Source organism: Celeribacter litoreus (assembly GCF_020165855.1).
GTDB lineage: Bacteria > Pseudomonadota > Alphaproteobacteria > Rhodobacterales > Rhodobacteraceae > Celeribacter > Celeribacter litoreus.
The window spans coordinates 216,977-236,178 of sequence record NZ_JAIUFY010000011.1 but is presented as its reverse complement, the minus strand read 5'-3'; the positions used below and the strand labels follow the sequence as shown (position 1 = coordinate 236,178).

Here is a 19,202-nt window from a genome sequence, read left to right as displayed (position 1 = left end):
AAGCGTCCGCTTCGTCGTTCCGTCCGTCCCGCCGTGCGCCTCAGCGCCGCCGGTGAAGGGGGTTCTAAGGCGAGTGCGGGGTGGGCGCAAGCGCTTTTTTTAAAAAACTGTCATTCTTTGCGCTCTTTTCTATGGGACGCCTTATTTTGTGGGCATTTCGATGTGAATTTACTGTCTGGGCGCATCTTCGAATGCGCTGCGTTTTGGCTTCAAAGCCGCGCAACTCACTGAATCGCCCCTTCAGATGGCCCGTTCAACACTGAAACGACTCGGATTTTCGCCGAAATCCCCCGCGTCGCGGCTCTGAATCGGCGATTCCGAACGCCAGAATCTCACAAAAATAAAAAGGGCGGGAAAATCCCCGCCCTCTTAGAGTCTCTCAGTGACCTGTGATGCGCTTACGCATATCGCACGTCGTCGCCTTCACTTTCGATCGGCTTCAGAGCATTGATCGCATCATCGAGCTTCACAGCACCAAGTGGCTCTCCGGTTCGAGAGACGACCGGACAGGTGTGATCCGAAGCGCGGGTCAGCATCGGCAGCGCTTGCTCGATGGACATACCGCCCCTCAACGTCTCTCCTGCTCCGGTTTCGCCCTTGCGTGCGATAGAGCGCAGACGAACAACTTTGGCGCGGTTGATGTCTTTGATGAAGTCCGTGATGTAGGCATCGGCCGGCTTCATGATGATATCCTGCGGGTCACCCGACTGGATGATTTCGCCATCGCGCAAGATCGCAATACCGTCGGCGATGTTCAGAGCTTCATCGAGATCGTGGGTGATGAAGATGATTGTCTTGTGCAGCTCTTCCTGCAACTCGAGCAGAATGGACTGCATGTCCGTGCGGATGAGCGGATCGAGTGCGGAGAAGGCTTCGTCCATAAGGAGAATGTCCGCGTCCGTTGCGAGCGCCCTTGCGAGGCCGACGCGCTGTTGCTGACCGCCGGAAAGCTGGGACGGATACTGTTCCTCAAACCCGGCAAGGCCGACGCGGTCGAGCCACTTGCGGGCACTCTCCTCGGCCTCTTTCGCCGCGACACCCTGAATCTCCAGACCATAGAGCGCATTCTCCAGCACCGTGCGGTGCGGCAGCAGGCCGAATTTCTGGAAGACCATCGACATCTTGAACCGGCGCAGGTCGCGAAGCTGTTTCGCGTCCATAGCGAGCACATCCTCACCATCGATCCAGATCTCACCAGACGTCGGCTCGATCAGTCGGTTGAGGTGGCGGATGAGCGTCGACTTGCCCGACCCGGAAAGGCCCATGATGACCTGAATGCCCTTTGCAGGAATATCGAGGTTGATGTTGTTGAGACCGAGCGCATGGCTCTGCTGGTCCATCAACTCCGGCTTAGTCATCCCTGCCTTCACATGTTCGAGCGCTTTTTCCGGCGTATCTCCGAAGATCTTATAGAGATTGCGGATGGATACTTTTACCTCAGCCATGACCTGACTCCCGATAAGATTGCAGGCGTTTGCCGTAGGTTTGGCTGACGCGGTCGAATATGATGGCGAGCGCGACAATCGCAAGGCCGTTCATCAGGCCGAGCGCCAGATATTGGTTCGAGATTGCGCGCAGCACCGGTGTCCCGAGGCCCTTCACACCAATCATCGACGCGATCACCACCATAGAGAGCGCCATCATGATTGTCTGGTTCACCCCCGCAAAGATATTCGGAAGCGCGAGAGGGATCTGGACGCCAAAGAGTTTCTCACGCGGCGAGGCGCCAAAGGCGTCCGCGGCTTCCATGACATCTGCGTCAACCAGACGGATGCCGAGGTTTGTGAGGCGCACGATGGGCGGAATAGCATAGATGCACACCGCCAAGAGACCAGGCACTTTACCAATCCCCAAGAGCATCACCACGGGGATCAGATAAACGAACGAGGGGATGGTCTGCATCACGTCGAGGATCGGTGTCACGATCCGCTGCGCGATGTTCGACCGCGCCATCAGGATGCCAATGGGGATGCCAACCGCGATACATAGGAATGTGGCGACAGAGATCATGGCGAGCGTCGCCATTGTGTCTTCCCACATGCCAAAATAACCGATGACAAGAAACGCGACGATCGTGCCGCCGGTGATTTTCCAACTCCGTGCCCCGAGCCAAGCCAGAAGCGCAACCGCACCGATAACAAGCGGCCATGGTGCTTCGGTCAAAAGATCCTCAAACCAGATGAGGAATTTAAGCAGAGGCATAAAGAATGCCTCCAGATCGTCGCCAAAAGCGCGAGAGAACGTACGGAAGCCGTCATCAATCGCTTGGCGCATCGTCGAGAGGTCGCGACGACCCAACGACGGGAATTCTACAAGCCAGTCCATAAAGATGTCCTTTTATAAGCGTTGGGGCCACATCTTGTGGATGTGACCCCTCCGAATTCATCTCAAAGGCGCTTAGAGAGCGTCTTTGATTTTTTCGGCGACATCTTCAGGAACCCATGCGCCCCAGACATCTTCTTTGGTCGCAAGGAATTCGTAGGCAGCGTCTTCACCCGTTGCCTGGTTCTCGTTCATGTAAACCAGCATCGCGTTCATTTCCGATCCAGGGAACACGCGGTTCTGGAGGTAGCCCATCACGACCGGATTGCTCTCTGCAAATTCGGCAGTGGCGATGGAGTGAACTTCGGACTCAGTCCAGCTCGACGGCTGCGGGTCGGCACATTCGTCGACGGATTTCACCATACAACCGTCCCAGTTGTCGGCACCCGCAAATTCAGCTTCGAACGGCAGCATCTGCAGGTCGTACTTGCCGATGATAGCAGTGGGCGACCAGTAGTAGCCGAACCACGGCTCATCACGATCAACCGCTTTAGCGATAGAGCCGTCGAGACCTGCGGCAGAGCCCGGATCGACGAGCGTCCAGCCCTTTTCTTCCATATCGAATGCACGGAACAGGTTGGCGTTCACAAGCTGACAACCCCAGCCGGCCGGGCAGCCCATAAAGGCGCCTTTGCTTTCGTCCTCGATGTAGGGAACGAGTTCCGGATGCGCGAGCATCTTTTCGACGGTATCGATTTCAGGGTGATCTTCTTTGAACTTCTTCGTGACCCACCAGCCTTCGCCGAGGCCGGTAATCGGGCCTTTCACAGCAGAAACCAGGCTGCCTTCGTCCAGTGCTGCGTAGAGCGGTTCGCGGACGGCATTGATCCAGAGTTCGGGCGCCAGATCCGGCTCGCCCTTTTCATTCATAGAGGTAAAGGTCGGCGTCGTGTCGCCGTTGATGATATCAACATCACAGCCGTAGCCTTCCTCGAGGATGATTGCATCCACGTTGGCCATCAAAGAGGCCGAGGACCAGTTCATCTCAGCAATGGTGACATCACCACATTCATCGGCGAAAGCGCCGCCGGCAACAGTGCCGAGGACCAGAACACTGGCCGCAATTTTTTTAGTCTTATTCATAAGGGGGACTCCCGCTTACTTCGTGTGTGTTCGCCGATCTGGAACCCGAAGGGTCAATATCCAGGCCGGTCACCACCCCGAATTGGGCGATTTCTCCGCACTTGTTATCGTGTCTCTTACTGTGTAAGAGGCGCCCATTCTTCCTATCCCTGTTAAGGAATTTTCAGGCACGATCCGGCGGAGCGTGGGCACAAACCAACATATTGCCCCAAGCGTTGCAACCAAGTTGGCAAAATGTCACAAAGGGCTAGACGCATATTTACTCTTGAATGTGTCGCAAAAGTCCGATTTTGGCAAAAAAACTGCTTATGTTCTACGCACATACATAACGTCAGACCCAGAATTGTTGCACCGTGAGAGGCGGCAGACTATCAGTCACGCACCCGAATAGCGCACTCTACATATAGAAGGACAGCACATGGCCGCCGACCGCACACTCACGGATGCCGCCGAACGCGAGAAATCCAAACGTATCGGCGCGCTGCGTGAGCTTTGGCCGTTCATCCGGCCCTACAAAGCGCTGATGCTGGCGGCCCTCGTGGCGCTCGTCATTACGGCATGCATTTCTCTGACACTGCCGCTCGCGGTCCGTCGCGTTGTTGACGGGTTCCAGAACGCAGGTGTCGTCCTTCTCGATCAATACTTCGGCGCGGCGCTGATGATTGCAGGGCTTTTGGCGCTCGGCACGGGAATGCGCTACTACCTCGTGACCCGTCTGGGCGAGCGCGTGGTTGCCGACATCCGCAAAGCGGTCTTCGGACGCATGATCCGCATGTCGCCTGCATTCTTCGAGAACATCATGACCGGTGAGGTGCTCTCGCGCATCACGACGGACACGACCCTCATTCTATCGGTGATCGGTTCGTCCATCTCTGTCGCGCTGCGAAACGCGCTCATCATGTTTGGCGGGTTGATCCTCATGTTGATCACGTCGACGAAGCTCACGGGCCTCGTCCTGCTGATCGTTCCGGCTGTGCTCATTCCGATCATCGTCCTTGGTCGCCGCCTCCGCGTTTTGTCTCGCGAAAACCAGGAATGGATCGCATCGTCTTCCGGCACGGCGTCTGAGACGCTCCTGTCTGCGCAAACGGTGCAAGCCTTTACTGCGGAAGCCAGTGAGGCCGACCGGTTTGATCTCGTCACGGAGAAGAGCTTTGGCTCCGCGCTGACCCGTATCAAGACCCGCGCGCTGATGACGATCATTGTTATCGCGCTCATTTTCTCCGGCGTGGTCGGCGTCCTCTGGATCGGCGCGCGCGACGTCCGCAATGACATCATGACCATCGGCGAACTCGTCCAATTTGTGATCTACGCCATGATGGTCGCCGGGGCCGCTGGTGCGCTCTCCGAAATCTGGAGCGAATTGCAGCGTGCGGCCGGTGCCACAGAGCGCCTGATCGAACTCCTCGGTGCGGACGATCCGGTCAAGGATCCGGCGAACCCGCGCCCCCTTCCCGAACCGGCCCAAGGTGCCATTGCGTTCAAGGATGTGCGTTTCTTCTATCCGTCCCGCCCGCATCACCCAGCGCTCGATGGAGTATCCTTCGAGATTGCTCCGGGAGAGACCGTGGCCCTCGTCGGCCCGTCCGGCGCAGGCAAGTCGACAATCATTCAATTGCTTCAGCGTTTCTATGATCCGCAATCCGGTGTAGTCTCCATTGACGGTGTGCCCCTTTCCGAAATGGCGCGCGCTGATTTCCGTCGTCATATCGCGCTCGTGCCGCAGGATCCGGTGATATTCGCTGCCTCTGCTGCAGATAACATCCGTTTCGGCCAGAAAGACGCGCCGATTGAAGACGTCATCGCCGCCGCAAAATCCGCAGCCGCTGACGCGTTCCTCTCCAAACTACCCGAAGGCTACGATTCCTACGTCGGCGAGCGCGGCATCATGCTCTCCGGTGGTCAGAAACAGCGCGTTGCGATTGCGCGTGCGATCTTGCGCGATGCACCGATCCTATTGCTGGATGAGGCCACCTCTGCCCTCGACTCCGAGAGCGAGATGGCCGTCCAGAAGGCCGTCGAAGACATGGCCCGCACCCGCACAACGCTCATCATTGCGCACCGTCTCGCAACCGTTAAAAAGGCCGATCGCATCATCGTCTTTGATGACGGCAAGATCGTCGCCACCGGCACGCATGACGAACTCGTGGCACAAGACGGCCTCTACGCGCGCCTCGCCCGACTGCAATTTACCAACGCTGGTTAAGACAACATCACACCGCGTGGATCATCAGAAATGTTGATCCACGCTGCCGACCCTCTACATTGATCTCGTAAAGAGGAAAGTGGAGGCCGCATGTTTGATGTTCTGAGGATGCCGCTTCTGATCTTCCGGCGGTATTACCATGCGCTCTGGCTGCGCGTGACGCTCTATGCCCTCCTATCGCTCGCGATTTCTCTGATCACGCTCTTTTTGCGTGCGTATCTGCCCGAGACACTTTCCGGCCGCGTCGATGCAAACGCTGTGATGCCCGTGCTGACGATCCTCGCGTCGTCTATGCTTGCGGTATCCACCTTCTCCCTTAACGTCATGGTCAGTGCGCACACCTCTGCTGCAACCGCCTCGACCCCGCGTGTCCACCGTCTCTTGCGTCAGGACACGACAACGCAATCCGTGCTTTCCGCCTTCATCGGCGCATTCATCTTCGCGCTGACCACCATCATCCTCTTCCGCGCGGGATTTTATGGTGATGAGGAGGCCATCGTTGTGCTGGCCATCACCGTGCTCGTCATCGCGATCATCATCGTGGCTATGCTGCGATGGATTGAGCATCTGAGCCACCTAGGGAGCCTCGACAACAGTCTCGACATCGCGACCGACGCGGCGCGCAGGGGCCTCTTAACCGCCCGCCGCGCCCCGTCGCTACACGCAAACCCGCTCACATCCGAGACCATTCTCCCGGAGGACACCACGCCGGTGCTCAGCCGCAGAACGGGCTACATCCAGCTCATCGACATGGCTGACCTCAACGGCTGCGCGGGGGCTGACGGCCTTGTTTACATACTGCACCGCCCCGGGACCTTTGTCTTTGAAGGACAGATGCTCGCACAAGTCGCGGGCCCCGTGTCGGAAGACACGCGCAAGGAAATGGCGAAAGCCTTCGTCATCGGACCGGACCGGACGGATGAGGTGGATCCGGTCTTCAGCCTCATGACCCTGTCCGAAATCTCGTCGAAAGCGCTTTCGCCGGGTGTGAACGATCCGGGCACGGCGATTGAGGCCGTCACCCGTCTGTCGGGGCTACTCTGGGACGCCGTACATATCGAGGCCACGCCCGTCAGGCATACAAAGGTGTTTTGCCCACCGCACACCTATCACGACTTCATCGAAGCGGCCTTTGCCGCCACCGCCCGCGACGGCGCAGGTGTCGTTGAAGTTTCGGAGATCATGCTCAAACATCTCGCCTGTCTCGCCGGCCTTAAAGACGAAAACATCGCCTCAGCCGCACGCGATATGGCGCGTCGCACTCTGGACTATGCGGAGCAAGCGCAGCCGCTCGACACAGAGAAAGCGCGTCTGAGAGAGGCCTTCCGCCTCGATTAAAGCGCCTCGACCACGACAGACCCGACTGAGTAGCCAGCGCCAAACGAACAGATCAACCCGAGATCACCTGCGCTCAGCCCGTCCTTGTTCTGCGCGAAGGCGATGATGGAGCCAGCGGACGAGGTATTGGCGTAGTCCTTCAAAATGTTCGGTTGCTCCTCAGGGGTAGGAACGCGTCCGAGCACCTTTCTCCCAATGTAATCATTCATCGTTTTGTTCGCCTGATGGAGCCACAGCCGTTTCAGCCCCGTCGCATCATGGCCCTCGTCCTCAAGATGTTTGGCGATATGGTCAGAGACGAGCGGAAGCACCTCTTTGAAGACTTTACGCCCGTTCTGCATGAATTGCATATCTCGCCGGTCTTCCATCTGATCGTGTGCGCGCCGCAAGAAGCCGTTGTTGTTGCGGATGTTGTTGGAGAACCGCGTCGCGCAACGGGTGGAACGCAGCTTGAACTGAGGTCGTTTGGCGACATCGGCAGCCTCGAGCAGAACTGCAGTAGCGACATCCCCGAAGATGAAGTGGCAGTCCCGATCGCGCCATTCGAGATGGCCGGACGTGATTTCCGGACAAAGCACAAGCGCCCGCTGGATCGACCCCGACTTGATCATATCCGCCGCCGTTTGAATGCCGAAGGTCGCGGACGAGCAGGCGACATTCATGTCGAACGCAAAGCCCCCTGCCCCGAGAAGCGCCTGTATCTCCACCGCCATCGCGGGATAAGCGCGTTCCATATTGGAGGCAGCGCAGAGGATCAGATCGATATCGGCGGCATCAATCTCTGCCTCAGCGAGAGCCACCTGCGCTGCCTCACGGGCCATCTCCGCCATCATCGACGGTTGATCATCAGGTCGCGGATCGTAGCGAGGGCACATACGCGTCGGGTCGAGGATGCCGGCTTTTTCCATGACAAAGCGGCTCTCGATGCCGGAGGCCGCGTAAATAAAGTCCGACGAGGAATAGGTTTTCGCCTCAACCTCCCCAGATGCAATCTCTGCAAGGTGCTTTGCGTTGTAGAGATCGACGTAGGCGTTGAAGGCCTCTACCAGTTCGTCATTCGAAATCGAATGCGGCGGCGTAAAGACACCCGTCCCGCTGATCACAACCTCTTGCATGCCAGTCCTCCGTCACAGAAACCTCTGTCCGTGGCAACTTAGGTCCGCGCAAAATGGGCGTCCATCACCCCAAACCGGAAAACTGCAAACGTGACGTGGCGTCTTTACGTTCACCTGTTAGGATGACGCTGCGTTTCCGGCCGCCATGAGCGGACGGGCGCTCTTGCACGGCATTTGGTTTCTCCTCAAAATACAGTCGAGGAGTGATCGAACTGTTTGAACGCAGTCGGTTAGCAGGCCCGAAAAGGGTTATGGGAGGACATTATGCCATCAGATTTTAGTTCATTGAGTGCGCGGCACGCGATCGACGCGGAGATGCCTTGGGAACAACGCGACATCCCCGTCACAATCTATGAACGCCTCTCCGAGACCGCGCGCAAGTTCCCCAATCGCCCCGCCTTCTCCTACCAGATTACCTCTGGCGCCAAGGACAAGGCAGAGACGCTCACCTGGCAGGAAACGCACAAGCAGGTGACGCAGGCCGCAAACATGTTCCGCGCGCTCGGTGTCGGTGAAACGGATGTGATTGCGTATATTCTGCCAAACGCGAACGAGACCGTTGTGACCTTCCTCGCGGGCATGGTGGCGGGGATCGTGAACCCGATCAACCCCCTGCTAGAGCCGGAGCAGATCGCCGCAATCCTGCGCGAGACGAACGCCAAGGTGGTCGTGACGCTCAAGAGCTTTCCGAAAACGGATGTCGCGCAGAAAGTGGCCGAGGCGGTGCGACACGCGCCCAACGTGAACACAGTGCTCGAAGTCGATCTCCTGCGCTACCTGACTCCGCCGAAAAAATGGATCGTTCCGCTCATTCGCCCGAAAAATCCGGATGCAGCCGCACACCATGCTGACTTGCTCGATTTCAACGCCGAGATGGCCAAATACCCCAGTGACAAACTGACCTTTGCGGACAGCCAGTCCGACCGCGTTGCCGCATACTTCCACACGGGCGGCACGACCGGCATGCCGAAGGTCGCGCAGCACAAATACTCGGGCATGATGTATAACGGCTGGCTCGGATCCCGACTGCTGTTCGACGAGACGGACAACATCATGTGTCCTCTGCCGCTCTTTCATGTATTCGCCTGCCACGTGATCGTCATGAGCCAGTTGGCCTCTGGTGCGCACGGCGTCTATCCCACTCCAGCGGGCTATCGTGGCGACGGCGTTTTTGATAATTTCTGGAAGCTCTGCGAGCGGTGGAAAATCTCTTTCATCATCTCGGTGCCGACGGCGATCTCCGCCCTCATGCAACGCCCCGTTGATGCCGACATCTCCTCTGTGAAAATGGCGTTCTCCGGCTCATCCCCCCTGCCCGTCGAACTCTACAAACGGTTCGAAGCCGCAGCGGGTGTCGAAATCATTGAAGGCTACGGCCTGACCGAGGCCACCTGTCTCGTCTCTGTGAACCCGATCGGCGGACAGAAAAAAATTGGCTCTGTCGGCATTCCCTTCCCGCACACCGACGTCAAAATTCTCAGAGCAACGCCAGATGGCCCTGTCGAATGCGGCACCGATGAAGTCGGCGAGATTTGCATCGACAACCCCGGTGTTTTCGAGGGGTCGACCTACACGGAAAAGGACAAGAACCACGACCTCTTCCATCATGACATCTATCTCAGAACGGGCGATCTCGGTCGGATCGACGCGGACGGCTACCTCTGGATCACAGGGCGCGCAAAGGATCTGATTATCCGCGGCGGGCACAACATTGATCCGGCGGAAATCGAAGAGGCACTTGCCGGCCATGAGGCCGTCGCCATGGTCGGTGCAATTGGTCAGCCGGATGCCCATTCGGGCGAGCTACCTTGTGCCTATGTCGAACTCGTCGAAGGAGCGGCTGTCACAGCAGAGGAACTGCAGTCCTACGCGAAAATCCACATTCATGAGCGCGCCGCAATTCCGAAACACGTAGAGATTCTGGACGAATTGCCGAAGACGGCCGTGGGCAAGGTTTTCAAGCCTGACCTGCGCAAACGGGCGATCACACGCGTCTACAATGCGGCGCTTGAGAGCGACGGTCTGAGTGCGCGGGTCGTGAGCGTCATTGACGATAAAAAGCGTGGGCTCGTCGCGCGCATCGACCCATCGGCCAAATCGGAACAGGACGCATTAGAACGCGTGCTCGGCAGCTTCACTCGCCCTTGGGAATGGGCCGAGGATTAAGACACTGGCGCCATCGACGCACGCTTCGGTGGCGCCGTAAACCTTTCAAACTTTAACTTTTGATCATCGACAGATTTACCTCTCCTTAACACTCGCTCTGGCAACAAGGGTGCAGTCAAACGGCAACAGGGCTGCGCTTGGGGTGCACCGCATGCCGGAACCGAAAGGAGACATCCGTGATCGCCGCACTTATCATGATTTCACTATGTTCTGCTCTGGCTGTGACCGGCTTGAGCCTTTGGCTCGGTGCTCCGCTGTGGGTTGCCCTGCCGCTCTTCTCGTTTGCAGGTAGCTTGTCGCTCTTGTTTGCCGCCTTGGTGCTCTACGGCCTTCACGCGGAAGAAACCGATGGCGTTCCATCAGACCCGGACAGCGCGATCGCGTAAGGAAAACCCGGCGCAAGAAGTGCTCATTGCAGTGCATAGTGGGCAGGTCTCGGTGCATTTACCGGAAGCGCCTGAACCAGAGGTGCTTTAAAGGATGAAATCGTCGGCCGTCAGTGAGAACTCACCCGTCAGAACGATCGTGAGATCCGGTCGTCGGTCCCCAGTCGCCTCAACACCGATGACAGTTTTGTCATCCGCGACATAGTAATTGACGGAAAACGGGCGAATACGTCCGTCCCCGACGTCTTCGAGTTCGCCGCGGAATGTCAACTGAGATGTATCAATACGTGACAGGTCGATTACATCGAGGCCTTGCTCGAAATCGACGATCTTGTCTCGATCCTGCGCCACTTCCAGAAACATAAAGACATCTGCACCGGCTCCACCGGAGAGCCAATCGTTGCCGCTCCCCCCGACCAGCGTGTCATCATCATCTCCACCTCTCAGCGTATCTGAATCCGCGCCGCCGAAAAGGAGGTCATCTCCGCTCCCGCCATAAAGGATATCGTCGCCATCGTTGCCGTGCTCGCCATCCTCCAGAGGGTGCCGGTCGTTTGACCCGCCTCCGTAGAGCACATCATCGCCCCGACCGCCGATTAGGGTGTCACTGCCGTTGTTGCCACGGATGGTATCGTTACCGCTTTTGCCGCTCCCGATATCCGAGCCCCCTTCCAAAAGAAGGCGGTCATCCCAGATAGTCCCTTCAATGATATCGCGACCTTTGGTTCCACGATAATCCATGCGCACTCCCCCCCCGGGAAACAACAAAACCAGTATCAAAAAACACCTTTTGGCTAGCAGAACACGGACTTTCGATCAAACTATAGTTGGCTTTGAGGCGCGCCAGGGCTCAAAAGGGCGTAAATGTTGACCTCGCGTCAGGAAAATCTTCCGAAATTTCGCCAAATCAATTGGCGCAACTCCATTGAGAGCCTTCGAAAACAAACACACGCACATATGAGGCGCAAAGCGACGATGGCGATTCGACGTTGCGCCGCTGAGCTGAGGTTCGGTTCGCCCCCAATAAGCCCGATGACGAAGGAGGCTATACGGCGCCAGTAGACTGCTCTCGAGACGCCATCCGACACGCCCCACCAAGTAAGCACTACGACAAATCTTCCGCATCTTAGGAAGATGCAGAGAAGACAATCCGCACCAGAATTGCAAACGGCGTCGCACCGGCGATCGAAGCGATATGTTCTGCTGGGAATGGGCGCTCTACGCCGTCGAGTTGCCAGAGTTGCCAACTCAAAATGTGACCGACAATCAAGAAGGCACTGGCAGAGACACCCCATAGGACAATCGCACGGACGGAATTCGTCCAGTCCCCTGACGAGCACAGCCAGTAGATACCCTGCAGAATCCACTGCAACGCGAGCAGGACGAACATCGCAGCGCCGACACGGGTCAGGTCAAAGATCACTTCAGATGCGTGCATCTGTTGATCCTCACGCAGGCCAGCGCAGCGATCCATGACTAAGATCAAGCACACCACGCCTCTGGGCTAGCACCGCCTTCCCCCTCGGTCCCTAAGAGATCCCGCGGCAGCTGGTAAAGCGCCTCTTATGCGATCTGCGCAAACGGTTTGCAGTCGCATCTCAGATTTTCAGATTTCCATGTGATTGCACTGATGTTGACAGGGAACTGCATTGTCAAAAATCGCCCGTGTTTCTACAATTGTAACGATAAAATCGCTCATCAGCAAAGAAACGCGCCGCAATGCAAGACTCCGCGATCAGTTCAAAATCAACGCCTCGAGAACTCCACAGCACTTCGATTGCTGCTCAACTGGAGACTGAAATCGTGGACGGTACGATCAAGGCGGGAGAAAAGCTTGATGAGCAGACACTCACCAAACGGTTTGGCGTCTCACGCACGCCAATCCGAGAGGCGTTGCACGAGCTTGTCTCGCGTTCTCTGGCCGAGCGGGTCCCCTATCGCGGGGTTCTTGTTGTCGACATCACCAAAGAGCGCATCGAAGAAATGTTTGAGGCCATGGGCGAAATCGAGGCTCTCTGCGGAAGGTTCGCGGCGGAGCGTATGACGGTGAGCGAGCGCATCGAACTCGAAGGTTTGCACAAACGTATGTCAGATTTGGCCGAGAGCGGCGATGCAACCGCGTATGAGGCCGTGAACTCCCAATTCCATCAGCTCATTTTCCAGTCCTCGCACAACGCCGAATTGATCGAACTCGCGAACCAGCTTCGGCTGAAACTAGCGCCGTTCCGTAAATCGCAGCTCAAAAGCCATACGCGCATGAAGCGCTCCAACACCGAGCATGAGGCCATTGTCTCCGCCCTGCTCGACCGTGAATCGAAACGCGCGGAAAAAGCATTGCGGCGGCACCTCATGAGCGCCGCCGCAGAAGTCATCACCACAATGTCCTGACGGGTCAGGTCAGCGCGCTGGACAACATGCGGAATGCCGTAATGGCGAGGAACACCGCAAAAGCGCGCTTGATCCATTTGCCATCCAGTTTGTGCGCGAGTGCGGCGCCCACCGGCGCGAAGCTGACGGTGAACGGTAGGATCAGAAGCGCGGCGGGCACGCTAACGAACCCGAGCGAGAACGGCGGGCGATCCGGTGTTCCCATGCCTGAGACGACAAATCCGATCACTGCCGGAATGGCGATCAGGATACCAAAGGCCGACGCCGTTCCCACGGCGCGGCGGATTTCGAATGAGAACGCGCTCAGGATCGGCACAGATAGCGTGCCACCCCCGATCCCCATCAACGAAGAGAACCCGCCCACCACATAGGAAATCGCGACATTGATCCCGCGGCTTTTCGGCATGTGGTCACTTAGGACGAGTGTTTTCGGCGTCGCCATGTTGATCGAGACCAGCAGAGCAATGCCGCCGAAGATGAGCTTGAGACCGCTCGCATCGATGTATTTCGCAGCGAGGCCGCCACTCAGCGCACCGAGAACGAGGCCCGGCCCCCACAGTTTGAGCAGGTTGGTATCGACACCGCCCCGTTTGTAATGCGCGCGCGCCGAGGAGACGGAGGTAAAAATGATCGTCGCCAAAGATGTCGCGACGGCCATGTGCATCGTAAGCTCAGGGGGAAAATCCGTCAGGGACAGGATCCAGAACAGGACGGGGACGAGCACAATGCCACCCCCGACGCCCAAAAGCCCGGCCATGATACCGGCGAGGATCGCGGTGGCAACAACGCCGACCAGGATCGGCAAGAGTTCGAGAAAAGTCATATCAGTCATCGTTTCAGTAGCTGAGCGCTGCCCCGTCTGCGCGGGGGTCGCTTGCGGCTTCGAGAAGCCCGTTTGGATGGCGCAGGACAGCACCTGCATGCCCCGCCAGATCGGAGAAGGGCGGGATCAGTTCAACATCGTGGCCCGCCGCTTTGAGAGACGCGACAAGCGCGGGATCGAACCTGTCTTCGAGTTTTAGAGACGTCGCCTCATCGCCCCACGTCCGCCCCAAAAGCCAGCGCGGGGCCGTGACCGCCTCCTGCAAATCCATGCCGAATTGCACATAGCGGCTGAACACTGCGGATTGCGTCTGCGGCTGTCCCTCACCGCCCATGGTGCCGTAGGCGAGAACGCGTCCGTCATTGAGTTCGGCCAAGGCCGGATTGAGCGTGTGGAATGGACGCTTGCCGGGGGCAAGTTGGTTCGGTCCCTCCGCAAGAGAAAACCCCGCGCCGCGGTTCTGAAAATAGACGCCGGTTTCCGGACAGGTCACACCGGAGCCGAACTCCCAATAGACGCTCTGGATAAAGCTCACGACAGTGCCATCGGCATCCGCCGCCCCCATCCAGATCGTATCACCATCTTTCGGCTCATACGGCCACTCAAGGGCCGTCTCGCGGTCGATCTTTGCCGCCATTGCGTCGAGGCGCTCGTCTTCGAGCCAGCTCTGCGCAGGCGTCTCCATCGTCCGAGGATCGCCGAGTTCGGCATTGCGTTTGATAAAGGCCTGCTTCGTGCTTTCCACGAGGCCGTGAATATGGGCAAAACTTTCGCCCTCGGTCACACCAAGTCGATCAAACAGAGCGAGGATCATCAGGGAGGCCACGCCCTGCGTCGGGGCGATCATGTTGTAGAGCTTGCCGTGCGAGGTCTCAACCGTGAGCGGCGTCACGATCTCTGCTTCGCAGGCTACGAAATCGGCGAGGCGAAGCGGGCTTCCGACCTCTTCCAATGTCTTGGCATGCGCTTCTGCAATCGGACCGCTGTAGAAACTGTCGAGCCCAGTCTCGGCGAGCGTCTTTAGCGTCTTCGCCAAGGCGGGCTGGCGCAGCAATTGACCCGGCTCTGGGACGTTTCCGTCGGGAAGGAAGTGACCCGCAAAGCCCGGCACATCTTTCAGGCCGTCGAGTTTGTCGGCGGTCGTGCGGGACTGGTTGCCCGTCACAGCCATCCCGTTCTCGGCATAATCAATCGCAGAAGCGAGCAATTTCGAAAGCGGCAGGCGCCGTTCTTCTGGCACCAACGACAATGCCTTGCCCCAACCACGGATTGTGCAAGGGGCGGTCAACGCCGCCATCCCGCCACGGGTCGGAAGCGCATCCGTGATCCCCTGCGCGGCATACCACTCCGGCGTCGCCAAAGCGGCAGCCTGACCACAGGCGGAAATTCCGACAGGCGCTTCGCCCGGGCGATGGATCACCCAGAACCCGTCGCCGCCGATGCCGTTCATATGCGGATAGGTGACGGCAATATTGGCGGCCGCTGCGACCATCGCCTCAATGGCAGTGCCTCCGGCTTCCAAAACCTCGCGCCCAGCAAGAGCCGCCGCACGGTGGGGGGCGGACATGGCCCCTTTATAACCAAGAGCTGAGTGTAGCATGCCTCACCATCCAATCGCTTCGGGAAGCCATGTGGCCAAGCCCGGGAAAAAGAAAACCATCAGCAACCCGATCAGCTGCAATCCGATGAAGGGCAGAACCCCCTTATAAATTTGGGAGGTTTTGACGGAGTCTGGCGCCACGCCCTTGAGAAAGAAAAGTGCCCAGCCGAAGGGCGGCGTCAAGAACGAGGTTTGCAAGTTGACCGCAACCAGAATTGCGATCCAGGACATATCGACGCCCGCATTCATGAAGATCGGCAAGAACAGCGGCAGCGCGATATAGGAAATCTCGATCCATTCGAGGAAAAACCCAAGCACGAAGAGGAGGACCATCAGGAAGAAAATCTGACCGTTCAAACCGCCGGGCACGAGGGCAAATGCGTCCTGCACAAGCTTTTCACCGCCCAGCCCGCGGAAGGCGAGGCCGAAAGGTTGCGCGAAGATGAGAATGAGGAAGACCATCGCACTCGTGACGAATGCACCGCGCACCGCTTCTGTGAGGACGGACAGGTTCAAGCGACCGGAGATCGCGGCGAGAATGATACTACCCAATGCACCCATCGAAGCAGCTTCGGTCGGGGCGGCAATGCCACCGATGATCGAGCCGAGAACCGCGACGATGAGTGCAATCGGGGGGAGCACCACTTGAAAGACTTTCTGGCCGAGCATGGCGCGAGAATATTGTGCGCGCTCTTCGGCTGGAATTGCGGGGACCATCTGCGGCTTAAATATCCCGAGGAGCAGGACGTAGGCCACAAACAGACCGGCGAGTAGCAGTCCGGGGAACAGCGCAGCTGCGAACAAGGTGCCGACGGACTCGCCCATGATGTCAGCGAGAAGGATGAGAACGAGGCTGGGGGGAATGATTTGTCCGAGCGTGCCGGAGGCACAGATCACACCGGCAGCGACACCCGTGTCATAACCGCGACGCAGGATCGGCCCGAGGGCGATCAGGCCCATGGTGACAACGGTGGCGCCAACGACACCGGAGGCCGCGCCCATCAGAACACCCACAAGGATGATCGCAAGCGCCATACCGCCGCGCAGCCCGCCCATGGCGAGTCCTATGACGTCTAATAACTCTTCGGCTATTTTCGACTTCTCCAGCATGATTCCCATGAAGATAAATAGTGGTAATGCGAGAAGCGTGTAGTTGGTTATGACCCCGAAGATGCGGGCTGGCAGGAGGCTAAAGAGGAAGGGTCCGAACCCGAAGTATCCGAAGACGAGGCCGGTAATCCCGAGGCAGGCCGCCACGGGTATCCCGCCTAGGAGCAGGATGAAAAAGCCACCGATCATACACAGGGCGAGGATTTCGTTGATGGGCATATTGCGAAGCTCTTAGGATTTTTCGGGGGCTTGTTTCTTTGGGCGCAGAAGTGACACGACGCTATGCCCGGTCATGGCGAGGCATTGCAGCGCCAACACAGCAAAGGCGACAGGCATGGTGCCTTTCAGGAGGTAGCGATACCCAAGGCCGCCCGGATCGGGGGATCCTTCATTGATCGCGAAACTGCTCTTTACATAAGCAATGCAGAGCCACGCGATAATCAGTGCGACCGAGGTCATCAGGATGTTTGCCAGCAGATCGACAAAGGCCTGAAGACGCGGAGACATTCGGGCGTAGAAGATATCAACGCGCACTTCGCCACCCTGATTGAGTCCATAGGACATGCCGAACAGGGCACCCACGGCCATGAGGTGCCATTCGGCCTCCTGAAGCGCGACGGTGCCAAAGGAGATCAGGTAGCGCGACAACACGTTGAACGCGACGAGAAGAACGAGGGCGAGCCCCGTCCAGGCCGAGATTTGGCCGATAATACGAACGGTGCCCTCGGCACCGTTCGACAGTTTTTCAATGAGCGAGATCATCGCGATTAACCCGGCAGGTTGTGATAGGGCTTCTCGGAAATGGCCGCCCATTCGTGATGTTCTGCTTTGAACGCCATGAATGCGTCATGCACTTTCTGCGCTGCCGGATCCTGAGCTGCGAACTCGGCCAGAACCGTGTCGGTCACGGTTTTGAGTTCAGCCACCACGTCTTCCGGCAGAACCTGAGCAATCACGCCTTCGTTCTCAACCAGATCACGCAGTGCAGCGGCGTTGTTGGCTTCGCACCACGTGTGGCTCTCGAGGTTGCAGGCCATGGCAGCCGTAGACACGATGGACTGAAGGTCGGCGGGCAGGCTCGACCACGCTGCTTCGTTGATCAACAGCTCAGTGACGTTCGACGGCTCGTGCCAGCCGGTGGTGTAGTAGTATTTGGCGGCGTTTTGCAGCCCGAGGCGACGGTCCTGATACGGGCCGACGAATTCGGCAGCGTCGATCACACCACGTTCCAGAGCCGGGAAAATCTCACCACCCGGAAGCAGTTTCACGTCCACGCCCAGTGCGGCGTAGACTTTGCCCGCCAGACCCGGAATACGCATTTTCAGGTCTTTGAAATCGGCGACGCTTTCAATCGGCTTGCGGAACCAACCGGTCATCTGAACGCCGGTGTTGCCCATCGGAAGCGCCTTGAGGCCGAGCGGCGCGTAAAGCTCGTCCCAGAGTTCCATACCACCACCGTGGTAGAGCCATGCGTTCATGCCCTGGAAGTTCAGGCCGAATGGCACGGTCGTGAAGTACTGAGCCGCCGGAATTTTACCGGCCCAGAAGTATGCGTTGCCTGCGTTCATTTCGACGGCACCGGAACGCACCGCGTCGAACCCTTCGAGCGCGGGGATCAACTCACCAGCTGCAAAGTGCTGGATCTTGATCCGTCCGTCGGACATGGCCTCAACCTTCTTGCAGAAATCCGTCGGGCTGCCCGGACCTTCAACATAGAATGGCGACCCCGGACCATAAGCGTTGGTCATCTTCCAGTTAAAGGTCGTCTGGGCGTGCGCGATCGAAGGCGCTGCGAGAGGCGCGACACCGAGTGTAGCGGAGGCTGCGAGAAACTTACGTCTGTCCATTTTGGTTCCTTTCATGGGGAGGATGTCTTGTGGATAGTGAAGCGCCCAAAATGCAGATCGCCTAAGAAATTAAGGACATTCCTTAAACTGACGCCCAATTTTTGTATACAAAATATTAAAAAAAACTTTGATTGAATACAAAATGAGCAGATTAAAAATCCCCTCATGGCGTTGTGTCGCGCCGGAACGCGCAATGATTCTCGTGAAATGCCGGCAAAACAGCGAGGGCTGTGGGCCGGAGACGGCTTTCGGGCGCCTCTTGGAATGACGGACAGGCCTGACAGACGGAACCAGAGCCACCCGAGTGAAGATCAGATATATGTGCCGAAAAAGCGCAGACCCTCCCCGCGCCCCAGCGACGCAAAATTTGCGTGGGCGACGTGGTGACGACATCAAAAAAGGACCGCTAGAACGGCCTAAAAACTGCGTCAATTAGTTGGGAAATGGTGCTGCTGGAGAGAATTGAACTCTCGACCTCTCCCTTACCAAGGGAGTGCTCTACCTCTGAGCTACAGCAGCGCCGGATGCGGTGGTGATCACGTTCACCGTCGCTGTGGGCGGCTAATTAGACGTGATCCGCGCGCGGTGCAAGCGCAATTTCCAGAAAAAATCATCCTCGGGCAAAGTTTCTTTTTCGGGCGCGGTTTTCCGCCGCGCACCCCCTCCCCCACGACCGCCCGCAAAGCCCAGAATCCGCTCAAATTTTGCGGTCTGCCCTGCGTCGGCTTTGTGTCGGACTTTTGTCGGACCCTGCGCACGGTGGGGTAAGGGATTTGAGAGAGGTGTCTAAGATGCGTTTCGGCTCACGGCCCACGACT

Annotated in this window: 16 protein-coding genes and 1 tRNA gene; 5 read left to right on the top strand and 12 right to left on the bottom strand. The window is 57.9% G+C overall.

Features of this window, described 5'->3' with window-relative positions:
- Positions 1 to 398 precede the first annotated feature (398 nt).
- The 3 genes from LA304_RS11630 to LA304_RS11620 all read right to left on the bottom strand — a co-directional run bounded on the left by LA304_RS11630 (position 399) and on the right by LA304_RS11620 (position 3,405).
- A complete protein-coding gene (locus LA304_RS11630; protein ID WP_224503325.1) occupies positions 399 to 1,445 on the bottom strand; it encodes a quaternary amine ABC transporter ATP-binding protein in 1,047 nt (348 codons plus the stop codon).
- Positions 1,438 to 2,325: an ABC transporter permease gene (locus LA304_RS11625; RefSeq protein ID WP_224503324.1), complete on the bottom strand. Its 888-nt coding sequence runs from the start codon at positions 2,323 to 2,325 to the stop codon at positions 1,438 to 1,440. The genes LA304_RS11630 and LA304_RS11625 overlap by 8 nt, the downstream gene beginning before the upstream one ends.
- Positions 2,326 to 2,397: 72 nt before the next feature.
- Positions 2,398 to 3,405 (bottom strand): ABC transporter substrate-binding protein, encoded by a 1,008-nt coding sequence (locus LA304_RS11620; protein ID WP_224503323.1) that lies wholly within the window; start codon positions 3,403 to 3,405, stop codon positions 2,398 to 2,400.
- A 418-nt stretch (positions 3,406 to 3,823) separates the two neighbouring features.
- On the opposite strand from LA304_RS11620, the gene LA304_RS11615 reads away from it, so the two are divergent.
- Together LA304_RS11615 and LA304_RS11610 are read left to right on the top strand one after the other, a co-directional pair.
- Positions 3,824 to 5,611, top strand: coding sequence for an ABC transporter transmembrane domain-containing protein (locus LA304_RS11615; RefSeq protein ID WP_224503322.1), 1,788 nt, complete (start codon positions 3,824 to 3,826; stop codon positions 5,609 to 5,611).
- Positions 5,612 to 5,701: 90 nt separating this feature from the next.
- Positions 5,702 to 6,949 carry a DUF2254 domain-containing protein gene (locus tag LA304_RS11610; RefSeq protein WP_224503321.1) on the top strand — a complete coding sequence of 416 codons (1,248 nt, stop codon included), beginning with the start codon at positions 5,702 to 5,704 and terminating at the stop codon, positions 6,947 to 6,949.
- Here LA304_RS11610 and LA304_RS11605 read toward each other — a convergent pair.
- The gene (locus LA304_RS11605) at positions 6,946 to 8,064 is read right to left on the bottom strand and encodes a beta-ketoacyl-ACP synthase III (RefSeq protein ID WP_224503320.1); all 1,119 of its coding nucleotides are present in this window, start codon (positions 8,062 to 8,064) and stop codon (positions 6,946 to 6,948) included. The two genes, LA304_RS11610 and LA304_RS11605, sit on opposite strands and share 4 nt — an antisense overlap.
- Positions 8,065 to 8,328: 264 nt before the next feature.
- Between LA304_RS11605 and LA304_RS11600 the strand changes: the two genes are divergently transcribed.
- Both LA304_RS11600 and LA304_RS11595 read left to right on the top strand, forming a co-directional pair.
- Positions 8,329 to 10,230, top strand: coding sequence for an acyl-CoA synthetase (locus LA304_RS11600; RefSeq protein ID WP_224503319.1), 1,902 nt, complete (start codon positions 8,329 to 8,331; stop codon positions 10,228 to 10,230).
- A gap of 176 nt (positions 10,231 to 10,406) precedes the next feature.
- Entirely contained in the window at positions 10,407 to 10,616 is a 210-nt protein-coding gene (locus tag LA304_RS11595; RefSeq protein WP_224503318.1) for a hypothetical protein, read from the top strand.
- 87 nt (positions 10,617 to 10,703) lie between these two features.
- On the opposite strand, the gene LA304_RS11590 is transcribed toward LA304_RS11595, so the two are convergent.
- Complete coding sequence (locus LA304_RS11590; RefSeq protein ID WP_263491393.1) at positions 10,704 to 11,357, bottom strand: calcium-binding protein; 654 nt, start codon at positions 11,355 to 11,357, stop codon at positions 10,704 to 10,706.
- A gap of 385 nt (positions 11,358 to 11,742) precedes the next feature.
- Complete coding sequence (locus LA304_RS11580; protein WP_224503317.1) at positions 11,743 to 12,054, bottom strand: hypothetical protein; 312 nt, start codon at positions 12,052 to 12,054, stop codon at positions 11,743 to 11,745.
- A gap of 281 nt (positions 12,055 to 12,335) precedes the next feature.
- Between LA304_RS11580 and LA304_RS11575 the strand changes: the two genes are divergently transcribed.
- Entirely contained in the window at positions 12,336 to 13,004 is a 669-nt protein-coding gene (locus tag LA304_RS11575) for a GntR family transcriptional regulator (protein ID WP_224503316.1), read from the top strand.
- Positions 13,005 to 13,008: 4 nt separating this feature from the next.
- Here LA304_RS11575 and LA304_RS11570 read toward each other — a convergent pair whose 3' ends face one another.
- The 6 genes from LA304_RS11570 to LA304_RS11545 all read right to left on the bottom strand — a co-directional run bounded on the left by LA304_RS11570 (position 13,009) and on the right by LA304_RS11545 (position 18,903).
- Positions 13,009 to 13,836, bottom strand: coding sequence for a sulfite exporter TauE/SafE family protein (locus LA304_RS11570; protein WP_224503315.1), 828 nt, complete (start codon positions 13,834 to 13,836; stop codon positions 13,009 to 13,011).
- A 4-nt stretch (positions 13,837 to 13,840) separates the two neighbouring features.
- Positions 13,841 to 15,394 carry a gamma-glutamyltransferase family protein gene (locus tag LA304_RS11565; RefSeq protein WP_318010693.1) on the bottom strand — a complete coding sequence of 518 codons (1,554 nt, stop codon included), beginning with the start codon at positions 15,392 to 15,394 and terminating at the stop codon, positions 13,841 to 13,843.
- Between the two features lie 36 nt (positions 15,395 to 15,430).
- On the bottom strand, positions 15,431 to 16,756 hold the full coding sequence (locus LA304_RS11560) for a TRAP transporter large permease (RefSeq protein ID WP_224503313.1): 1,326 nt from the start codon (positions 16,754 to 16,756) through the stop codon (positions 15,431 to 15,433).
- Positions 16,757 to 16,768: 12 nt separating this feature from the next.
- Positions 16,769 to 17,299: a TRAP transporter small permease subunit gene (locus tag LA304_RS11555; RefSeq protein WP_224503312.1), complete on the bottom strand. Its 531-nt coding sequence runs from the start codon at positions 17,297 to 17,299 to the stop codon at positions 16,769 to 16,771.
- A 5-nt stretch (positions 17,300 to 17,304) separates the two neighbouring features.
- Positions 17,305 to 18,384 carry a TRAP transporter substrate-binding protein gene (locus tag LA304_RS11550; protein ID WP_224503311.1) on the bottom strand — a complete coding sequence of 360 codons (1,080 nt, stop codon included), beginning with the start codon at positions 18,382 to 18,384 and terminating at the stop codon, positions 17,305 to 17,307.
- A gap of 444 nt (positions 18,385 to 18,828) precedes the next feature.
- Positions 18,829 to 18,903 (bottom strand) — tRNA-Thr (locus LA304_RS11545).
- Between the last annotated feature and the right edge of the window lie 299 nt (positions 18,904 to 19,202).